This is a genomic window from Endozoicomonas sp. ALB115 (assembly GCF_049310245.1).
In the GTDB taxonomy this organism is placed as follows: Bacteria; Pseudomonadota; Gammaproteobacteria; order Pseudomonadales; family Endozoicomonadaceae; genus Endozoicomonas.
Genome location: NZ_JBLYZG010000059.1, coordinates 20,933 through 29,361, shown reverse-complemented (window position 1 = coordinate 29,361; position 8,429 = coordinate 20,933). Strand labels below are relative to the sequence as shown.

The window sequence follows — 8,429 nt, the reverse complement described above, 5'->3', positions numbered from 1 at the left end:
TGCCAGCCGACACCCTGACCATCGCGAGTGTCAACGGCACCGTCTGGGCGGACCTGGCCGACAGTGATGACGCTACTTACACCGCCGCAGCAGGCTACAAAAAAGTTGCCACGGCCAACGGGGTTGTGTTCATCAGGGAAGACGGCACCACCCAGTACCGTCACGATGGCAGTGAAACCACCGGAGACAGCTTCAAATACACCATCACCGATGGCACCAACAGCTCGGGCGAGGCGACGGTACAGATTACTGTTGATACGATACCTGACGCTCCCAGTATTAATGCAAATACCAGAGGTACCAGCCTGTACACTGACTTTCAGGTTCCGGTTCCAGAGGTAGGGTATCGTATTGATGTCGAAGCTGACTCTTTAGGCTTTAAGACAGACAATGCAGGAGGTGATCTGGAAATTGGTAGAGAAGATTTTTATGGAGGAGAAAGTGATAAAAACCATGTTTTGGAGTTGAAAGCGGATCCCGGGGATAACAATATCTTTGTAGATATTGAATCTATATCTGGTGAAGTATTTCAGTTCACTTTCGACCATGCAGCACGTGAGGGCCAGGGTGGCTTTGAGTCCGCTATAGAAGTCTTGGTCTCTGATCTGGATTCAAACGGCAATGTCACTAAACAGACTACGATTACGACTATTACTCCGGGAAATCTCTTCGATCTTAAGACACACACCTTTTATTTTGTGGCTTCCGGTGAAAATACACGTTTCGAGATATTAGCTGCCGATCGTGACGAACGTGATACTACTGGCGTAATCCTCGACAATATCCGGGTTGAGACGGTCGGTTACCAAAAAATGCCCAGTATTCCGCTTAATATCACCGCAGAGAAAGCAAACGACAATGATATTCTGATTCTTACTGTTTCAGATATTCCTGTGGGCGTTACCCTAACGGATGGGACTCGTTCGTTCACTGCTACGGAAGATTCCACTTCCATCGATATTAGTGACTGGACTCTTGCCAATATGGAGTTAAAACCAGCACCCGATTTTGTTGGAAATGTGTCTCTGACCTTTACGGCGGTTGCGCAGGATCAAGATGGTGATACCAGTTCGGAAAGCGTGCTTGATCTTAACTACACTGTTTTTCCGGATGTTCTTCCAGAGAATCGTAAAACAGGTACTCAAAATGCTGAGACATTGGATGGTGGTGAAAACAACGACGTCATTAATGGCGTTGCTGGTAATGACACCATAAATGGCAAGGGCGGAAACGATATACTCAGTGGTGATGAGGGGACCGACACGATTAATGGTGGTGCAGGTAAGGACTTTATCGATGGGGGTGAAGGAAACGATACACTGGCTGGCGGTGATGGCTCTGATCTGTTTATTTTCAAAATTGCAGACTTGCTGGATGGAGAAACTGTGCAGATGGATACCATCACCGATTTTGTTTTGGGCGACCCCCTGAGCGAAAACAGTGATGCGGATGTTCTGGATCTTTCTGGTCTTGTTGATTTTGGTGTTAAGGAAATTGTTAATCCAGAGACTCTTCAGGCGAAGGGAATTTCTGCAACTTACCAAAACGGCAAGGCATTTATCGAGTTTACAGCAGATACCCTTGATGCTGACGGAGACAAACTCACCATTGTTTTTGACAACACCACGGGCTGGAATGACCTGAATGAGTCCGGCAGTATTGATGGCAATGATGTACTTCAACAGCTGATTAACAACGGCCAGCTGATTGTTTAAATACGCAATAAAACTAACCATAATTTGAAGTGGAAAAGGAGCGCAAAAAGGATGTTTCCGACGTTTTTAAAAGTATCGATATTGTCTGCCGCAGTGTTAACCGCCAATACCCGGGCAGATACCTTGCTGGATTCCATCAACCAGACGCTGGCGACCAATCCGGAAATTCTGATCCGCACTACCGAAGCGGATGCCCGTATGGATGAAATTACCCAGGCTAAGGCCGGGTATCTGCCCAGTGTGGATCTTACGGCCGGGATTGGGTATGAGAACAGCCGTAACAGCACAACCATAGGTGCTTTTAATGCGGGCGATGCTGACAGTAAAGACCAGGACAGAACCCGCCGGGATGCCTCCCTGATTGCACGTCAAATGTTGTTTGATGGTTTTGCGGTTGGCAGTGAGGTGGATCGTCAGAAGGCGAGGCAGGCGTCCGCAGCCCAGGAGGTGTGTTCGGTAGCCGGTAATACGGCACTGCAGGTGACCCAGGCCTATATCAATGTCATGCGTCAGCAGTCCATTGTTGAGCTGATGCAGGCCAATTCTGCTGAACATGAACGTGTCGTTGAACTGATTGAAAAACAGGGGCGCAAAGGCCGCAGCAATGAGGCTGATGTGGCTCAGGCCCAGAGTCGTCTGGTGCTGGCCAGGGCCAATGAGATCAGTGCCGAGTCTGTACTTCGTGATGTAAAAACACAATACCAGCGTCTGGTGGGTAATCTCCCGGCTTCTTATACGTTGCCTGAAGTGCCATCAGGTACACCGGTTTCTCTGGAGGCAGCGTTAAAGTTGGGCACAGAAATTCATCCGGTGATGAAATTGGCCAGCGCAGATGTGCAAGCGGCCGAAGCTCAATATGAAGCGAGTAAGAGTGCCTTTATGCCCCGCCTGGAGCTGGAGGTGGGGGCCAACTGGGATACCGATGCCAATGGTGGTAAAGGGGATACCTATAGTCATGTAGCTAAACTGAATATGACGTATAACCTCTACAACGGCGGTGGTGATAAGGCTCGCCGCAGCCAGACCACCAAACTGGTGAATGAGGCGATGGAAGTGCGCAACCGGGCTCGTCGTCAGGTGGAGGAAGAGATTCGTCTGGCCTGGGTGGCGATTGATTATGGATCCCGGCGTTTGCGGCCGCTGGAAGAGCATGTGGTTCAGGCGAGCAAATCCAGAGAGCTTTATGACAAGCAGTTCCTGATTGGTAACCGTACGCTCATTGATCTGCTGGACAGTCAGAGTGAGTACACATCTGCCCGGCAGAGTGAAATCAATGCCCGTTATGATCTGCTGTTTAACCAGTTCCGCCTGTTGAATAGCACGGGTTCGTTGTTGACGGCAATGGACGCCAGCCTGCCCGTTGAGAATGATTGTGGTGTGAAAGTGGTTGCGACACGTTAAGTCGATAGTCAAGGGGGCAAGTGCCCCCATTTGGATTTAACCTTCTCCTTTCAGCTTACGCCTGAGAATGTTGTAAATTTCCTGTTGGTCCCTGCTGTGGACAAACCGAAGTGCTTCTCTCAGAGTTGGCAGACTGCCGGCAATCATCGGACAGTCCAACAGCTTTTCAAGCTTTTCCATATGCTGGATATCCGGGCGTACCTGTTTGACCGGTGTCTCTTTAATCTCGGCAGAACCCATCACCAGCTCGGCAAGACTGATCTGATGCAACAGGCTTTTAATGCTGAGAAGCGCGAAAGCAAGGTGCAGACGTGAATGAGGGAATGGGTTATTGAAGCCGTAGCAGATCATCCGGCTGTACATCTCAATCTGCACCAGTGTGCTGTCATGGCAGCCCAGCGGGTTATCTATACTATCCATACTGTGCAGGCCAACCATATCCTGGCTCAGATCCTGTATGGTTAACTCCTGCTGACCGAAAAATGGCCTGATCGATTCCATGGCGGTACTCCCCTGCAAGTCAATGTCAGTCATTTATACCATTGATTTTGCAGCAGATTGTCTAACAACTCCGCCAGTATGACTGACTTTTTGCGGGTGGCACCATTCACGGGACGTGATAGCCCATTGGCATCTGTTCATCGTATTGCAGCCAGACTTTATTCAGCCATGCCTCAGAGCCCAGCCAGTCAAGCACCCACTTCAGGCCCTGCCCCATGTTTTCCTGGTTCCAGGCCAGCAGACAGCCGTCATTATAATGCAGGTCTGGCACTTCTTTGCGAACCAGCAAGCCTGCTTCGATATAGGGTCTGGCAAAGTGGTTGGGCAGAATAGTGGCCCCCAGTCCTCTTAGCAGGCATTCAATAGCGGCTCTGAAACTGGGTACCAGAAGCACCTGCTGGTTTTCCAGAAGCAGGTTGTAGCCATGACGGAAAAAGCGCGAGGTATCCTGGATACAGATGGAGCGGTGCCCCTGAAGCTCTGCCATGGAAAGAGGCTCTTGTTGATCCGCCAGGGGGTGGTCTGGCGCAACCACAAAGTCCCAGGTCATATTACCCATTGAGCGCCAGGCAAAACGATCCTGGTTGAGAATGGCTTCCGGGATATCCTGGGGGGCACCAATCACAATCTGACAGCGGCCATGAAACAGGGAGTCCCAGGAACCGTTATAGACTTCGGTGTTGATCACCAGCTCGGTTTCCGGTCGAACTTCCTGCAGATCATTGATCAGGTCGTAGACCTTGCCCTGATTGACCACGTTATCCAGGGCGATACGCAGCTCCTTCTCCCATCCGGTAGCCAGTTGTCGTGTACTGTTTTCAAGCTCCTCCAGGTCGGCAAGCAGTTTATCGGTATGTTCGATAAAGTGTACACCGGCGGGTGTCAATTCAACGCGTTTGCTATCGCGCAGAAACAGCTGTACGCCCAGGCGGTCTTCCAGTTTCCGAACGGTATAGCTGATTGCCGAGGGCACTTTATGCAGATGCCTGGCGGCCGCCGTAAAGTTACGAAAATGGGCAACAGCCCGAACAATCTGTAGCGTTTCCGTTGGGATCATAGAAGGCGACAATGAGTTGAGTAGATAAGGTTGGCAATAATACCTGATCGGTGCTGTTTCTATTCAGAATTTTTCACTACAAATTTCATAAAAGAAAATGGTTTAGATTACTGGTTGGTATACTATTGAATCAGGCTCCACTGGCGAATGAATGGAAGTGAGGCTTCCCGTTCATTGCTACTCTCAACTACCCGTCAATGCCCATTTATCCAGAGGGGTTGCCCCATGACTGATCTTAATGCCCGTAGCCGTCAGGCTGTGCAATTGATGGATCTTACTTCCCTGAATGACGATGATACCCCGGAAAAAATCATTGCTCTGTGCCATCAGGCCCATACCGAAGCCGGAAACACGGCGGCTGTCTGTATTTACCCCCGCTTCATCCCTCTTGCCCGTAAAACACTGAACGCCCTCGGCCTGAACGACGTTGCTATTGCCACGGTCACCAACTTTCCTGCTGGTGAGGATGATATTGAAATCGCTGTCGCAGAAACCAGGGCTGCGATTGCCTATGGTGCTGATGAGGTTGACGTGGTATTCCCATACCGGGCCCTGATGGCGGGCAACGAAGAAGTCGGTGCCGAACTGGTTCGCCGCTGCAAAGATGTTTGCGGTATTGACGACAGTGGCCAACAACAGGTCCTGCTGAAAGTGATTATTGAAACCGGTGAGCTGAAGGACCCTGCCCTGATTCGTAAGGCCAGTGACATCGCTATTGCAGCCGGTGCTGATTTTATTAAAACCTCGACAGGCAAGGTGCCGGTCAATGCGACACCAGACTCCGCACGGATCATGCTGGAAGCCATCCGCGACAGTGGCAACACACAGGTTGGTTTCAAGCCTTCCGGAGGTATCAGAACCGCAGAAGACGCGGCATTACACCTGGACATGGCGGATGAAATTATGGGCGATGGCTGGGTAAACTCACGTCACTACCGGTTTGGTGCCAGCAGTCTGCTGGGGAATCTGTTGATTGCCCTGGGCCTGAAACAGGGTGAAGCCAGCAAAGAAGGGTACTGATATGTTTCTGCCACAGGAAGTTATTCGACGTAAGCGTGAAGGTGAGGCACTGAGCGAGCAGGAGATTCGTAGTTTCATTGCCGGTGTCACGGATAACTCGGTGTCGGAGGGCCAGATCGGTGCGCTGGCCATGGCCGTGTACTTTCAGGGGATGAATATTGATGAGCGAATTGCCCTGACCTGTGCCATGCGTGATTCCGGCGAGGTGATGGACTGGTCGTCAGATAATCTCCCGGGCCCCATACTGGATAAACACTCCACCGGCGGTGTTGGCGATGTGGTCAGCCTGATGCTTGGCCCCATGATAGCCGCCTGTGGTGGTTTTGTGCCGATGATTTCAGGCCGTGGTCTTGGGCATACCGGGGGCACGCTGGACAAACTGGACAGTATTCCCGGCTATACGACCAGTGCCTCAGAATTGCTGTTCCGGAAAGTGGTCAGGGAGACCGGTGTTGCGATTGTCGGCCAGACTGGCGAGTTGGCTCCTGCGGACAAACGCATTTATGGTGTTCGTGATGTGACGGCAACGGTTGAATCCATTGCCATGATTACCGCCTCCATTTTGTCGAAAAAACTGGCAGAAGGGCTGGATGCCCTGGTAATGGATGTCAAGGTAGGCAGCGGTGCCTTTATGCCAACCTTCGAGCAGTCGGTGGAACTGGCGCAGAGTATCGTTCAGGTAGCCAATGGGACCGGGGTGAAAACAACGGCATTGCTGACGGATATGAACCAGTGCCTTGCCTCTTCTGCCGGGAATGCGGTTGAGGTTCGTGAAGCCGTGCAATTCCTTACGGGTGAATATCGCAATGACCGCCTGCTGGAAATTACCATGGCACAATCCGCAGAGCTGCTGGTATCCGGGGGGCTTGCTGCCGGAATTGAGCAAGCCAGGGAAAAACTACAGGCCGTACTGGACAATGGTCAGGCGGCTGATGTCTTCGGCAGAATGGTGCACGGTCTTGGTGGTCCGTCGGACTTCGTTGAACGGTACAACAATTACCTGCCCACTGCGGCCATCGTTAAGCCCGTGTACATGGAGGCCGAGGGTTATCTTGCCGCCATGAATACCCGGGAAGTGGGCATGGCCGTGGTGCAGTTGGGCGGAGGTCGAAAAGTTGCTTCTGATACCATTGATTATGGAGTAGGCTTTACGGAAATTTGCCGACTGGGTGACAGGATTGATCCTTCACAGCCCATTGCCATGCTCCATGCCAGTTCAGAAGCGTCATGGAACCAGGCGGCAGATATGTTTCGCGGTGCACTCAGTTTTGCTGAACAGGTGCCGCCAACCCATTCTCTGGTTTACCAACAGCTTTAAGCTGACAATGCACCTTCTCGGACAGGCTCCTAGTCACGGGTTTGGAAACAAGCCGGAAGGTGCATTTTTATCAACAAATAGCGGTCATAACCATTGCAGGTCAGGAGTAGCGAATGAAACGTGCAATTATCCTTGTGATGGATTCATTCGGTATTGGAGCTACGGAAGACGCTGATAAATTTGGCGATGTTGGCTCCAATACAATTGGACATATTGCCCGGGCTTGTGCCGATGGCGAGGCAGATATTGGTCGACAAGGCCCGTTAACCCTTCCGGAGCTGTCCAGTCTTGGCCTGGTTCATGCGGCAAGGGACGCCTGTGGTGAGTTCCCCAAGGGGATGGTCAATGATATGCCGATTATCGGTGCTTATGGCTATGCCAAAGAACTCTCCAGTGGCAAGGACACACCCAGCGGCCATTGGGAAATGGCAGGTGTTCCGGTGCTGTTTGACTGGGGCTATTTTCGCGATGAGAAAAACAGTTTCCCGCAGGAACTGCTGGATGAGTTGATCGACAAAGCCGAACTTCCGGGGGTTCTGGGCAACTGTCATGCTTCGGGTACCAGCATTCTGGAAGCGCTGGGTGAAGAACACATGAAAACCGGCAAGCCGATTGTCTATACATCGGCCGATAGCGTCTTTCAGATTGCCTGCCATGAAGCAACGTTTGGCCTTGATCGTCTGCTTGACGTCTGCAAGATTGCCCGTGAGATTCTTGAACCATACAACATCGGACGTGTGATTGCCCGACCATTCATTGGTGATGATGCAGGGGACTTTCAGCGCACCGGCAACCGTCGGGACTTTTCTGTATTGCCCCCGGCACCCACGGTACTGGATAAGCTGGTAGCCAGTGGTGGCGAAGTGGTCAGTATTGGCAAGATTGCCGATATTTTTGCCAACCAGGGGATTACCAGAAAGGTAAAGGCAACGGGTATTCCAGCCCTGTTTGAAGCAACCCGTGAAGCATTGATTGAAGCGGGTGATCGCACCATTATCTTCACCAATTTTGTGGATTTTGACTCTTCGTTCGGGCACCGCCGAGATGTAGCCGGTTATGCCGGTGCGCTGGAGCAGCTGGATGCCATGCTGCCAGACCTGTTTTATTATATGGGCGACGATGATCTTCTGATTATCGCGGCAGACCATGGTTGTGACCCAACCTGGCCCGGAACGGATCATACCCGTGAGCACATTCCTGTTCTGGCATACAGTAAAAAGTTGATGCCATGTGCCCTGGGTCAGCGGGAAACCTTTGCCGATATCGGGCAGACACTGGCCAGCTATTTTGAGCTGGAGCCCATGGACCACGGCACATCGTTTCTGCCTGAGATCTTCAGGCAGGGCTAAGTTTGGCCATTGCCACTTAGTACATGGTTTCAATAAGTTTGACGGGTTGTCGTGCCTCTGCACTCCGT

Annotated in this window: 7 protein-coding genes; 5 read left to right on the top strand and 2 right to left on the bottom strand. The window is 51.5% G+C overall.

Annotated features, from left to right (window positions below):
* Positions 1-1,715, top strand: a 1,715-nt coding sequence (locus tag ACO6VE_RS19925; RefSeq protein ID WP_422463046.1) for an Ig-like domain-containing protein, incomplete at its 5' end; no start/stop codon positions are given.
* Between the two features lie 51 nt (positions 1,716-1,766).
* Complete coding sequence (locus ACO6VE_RS19920) at positions 1,767-3,116, top strand: TolC family outer membrane protein (RefSeq protein ID WP_422444650.1); 1,350 nt, start codon at positions 1,767-1,769, stop codon at positions 3,114-3,116.
* Between the two features lie 36 nt (positions 3,117-3,152).
* On the opposite strand, the gene ACO6VE_RS19915 is transcribed toward ACO6VE_RS19920, so the two are convergent.
* Together ACO6VE_RS19915 and ACO6VE_RS19910 are read right to left on the bottom strand one after the other, a co-directional pair.
* The gene (locus ACO6VE_RS19915) at positions 3,153-3,650 is read right to left on the bottom strand and encodes a hypothetical protein (RefSeq protein WP_422444652.1); all 498 of its coding nucleotides are present in this window, start codon (positions 3,648-3,650) and stop codon (positions 3,153-3,155) included.
* A 73-nt stretch (positions 3,651-3,723) separates the two neighbouring features.
* The gene (locus ACO6VE_RS19910; RefSeq protein WP_422444654.1) at positions 3,724-4,674 is read right to left on the bottom strand and encodes a LysR substrate-binding domain-containing protein; all 951 of its coding nucleotides are present in this window, start codon (positions 4,672-4,674) and stop codon (positions 3,724-3,726) included.
* A 225-nt stretch (positions 4,675-4,899) separates the two neighbouring features.
* On the opposite strand from ACO6VE_RS19910, the gene deoC reads away from it, so the two are divergent.
* The 3 genes from deoC to ACO6VE_RS19895 all read left to right on the top strand — a co-directional run bounded on the left by deoC (position 4,900) and on the right by ACO6VE_RS19895 (position 8,361).
* Positions 4,900-5,694, top strand: coding sequence for a deoxyribose-phosphate aldolase (gene deoC / locus ACO6VE_RS19905; protein ID WP_422463044.1), 795 nt, complete (start codon positions 4,900-4,902; stop codon positions 5,692-5,694).
* A 1-nt stretch (position 5,695) separates the two neighbouring features.
* Positions 5,696-7,012, top strand: a complete 1,317-nt coding sequence (gene deoA, locus ACO6VE_RS19900; RefSeq protein ID WP_422444658.1) for a thymidine phosphorylase — start codon at positions 5,696-5,698, stop codon at positions 7,010-7,012.
* A 113-nt stretch (positions 7,013-7,125) separates the two neighbouring features.
* Entirely contained in the window at positions 7,126-8,361 is a 1,236-nt protein-coding gene (locus ACO6VE_RS19895) for a phosphopentomutase (protein ID WP_422444660.1), read from the top strand.
* The last annotated feature ends 68 nt before the right edge of the window (positions 8,362-8,429 follow it).

Excerpts from the sequence above, each read along its gene's own strand:
- deoA (WP_422444658.1), top strand. The coding sequence starts at position 5,696 with ATGTTTCTGCCACAGGAAGTTATTCGACGTAAGCGTGAAGGTGAGGCA.
- ACO6VE_RS19895 (WP_422444660.1), top strand. The coding sequence starts at position 7,126 with ATGAAACGTGCAATTATCCTTGTGATGGATTCATTCGGTATTGGAGCT.
- deoC (WP_422463044.1), top strand. The coding sequence starts at position 4,900 with ATGACTGATCTTAATGCCCGTAGCCGTCAGGCTGTGCAATTGATGGAT.
- ACO6VE_RS19920 (WP_422444650.1), top strand. The coding sequence starts at position 1,767 with ATGTTTCCGACGTTTTTAAAAGTATCGATATTGTCTGCCGCAGTGTTA.
- ACO6VE_RS19910 (WP_422444654.1), bottom strand. The coding sequence starts at position 4,674 with ATGATCCCAACGGAAACGCTACAGATTGTTCGGGCTGTTGCCCATTTT.
- ACO6VE_RS19915 (WP_422444652.1), bottom strand. The coding sequence starts at position 3,650 with ATGACTGACATTGACTTGCAGGGGAGTACCGCCATGGAATCGATCAGG.